At 41.2% G+C, this 1,057-nt stretch carries 1 pseudogene; it reads right to left on the bottom strand.

What is annotated here, in order from left to right:
• Nucleotides 1-212 precede the first annotated feature (212 nt).
• Nucleotides 213-729 (bottom strand): annotated as a pseudogene (locus JGK39_RS00045) (transposase); the annotation flags it as partial.
• Nucleotides 730-1,057: the final 328 nt, after the last annotated feature.

The raw sequence follows: 1,057 nt of genomic DNA, 5'->3' as shown, positions 1-1,057 counted from the left end.
CCAAGTTACACAAATTTGGTATTTTTGAACCAACACTCAATGGAACTGCTGCTCGCTCCAACCCTTAATTAATTTACGAATGATTTGCGATCGCTATATGACACCGGGTAAATCTAGAAGATCTGTCATTAATTTGTTCATAATTTATTCTGCTTGTACATTTTCAATCAACACTTGACTAATATTTGAGCAGCGGTAAGTACGGAAGAGCGCGGATAAGTGATGTCGGCAGGGGCGCAAGTTGCATCTACAATCAACTTTCCGCGATTGGGTGACTCATTTTTGGCGTCCGAATCCTTTTTTTTTCGGGTTTGATTGGGGTGGTGGAACGCATTTTTTAGACCAGGCGTTCGTTAACTTTATTAATTAGGTTGGACTAATTCGTTGCCTAAAATAAACTAATAGAGATGGGTCGAATGGTAGTTCATTACTGTAGTTTGATTGACCGATAAAGTATTGTATATTGGGGTTTTCGCGGATATGTTCTACTGTTTCACGATCGCTAATTTCTAATTTTTCTTTAATAATTAATGCGAACATTGCCATCCTAAACGATTTGGCTGGCGCACCATGCGCTGCGGGGAAGTTAGCCGCATATTCTGATTCAAATTCATCCCACGGGATTATTTGGGCTATTTTTACCCAACGGTTGTCAGCAGACAACCTTTCTTCAAAGGGCAGTCCAAACTCGGATGGGGGTTTTGGGGCAAGCTCAAATTTTCGGTACACGATCGCAGGTGGTGATGCACGGGTTTTGACCTATTTTACCTGTTTATCACGGCGACTTTACTCTCGATCGCACTATCGAAACCTTTCGCCACGCAATATGCGATCGATTATTCAGCAAGCCCTATGTAAGCGCTGACACCATTTTCATAAAAGGATAGTTAAACCTCTTGACATCCGTTTCCATAAATGGCTAAATATAAATAGCTACCATTTATGGAAACGGCAGTGACTATAGAACCCATTTGAGATCTTTGGGCGATAGCGTAGAATCAAGGCAGAGTAGGTGAATTTGAGTAAATTGAGGTGAGAAATGGGGTATTCAAGTGAC

This window comes from Microcoleus sp. PH2017_12_PCY_D_A, from assembly GCF_020738565.1.
Taxonomy (GTDB): Bacteria; Cyanobacteriota; Cyanobacteriia; order Cyanobacteriales; family Microcoleaceae; genus Microcoleus.
This window is presented reverse-complemented; position numbering and strand designations above follow the sequence as displayed.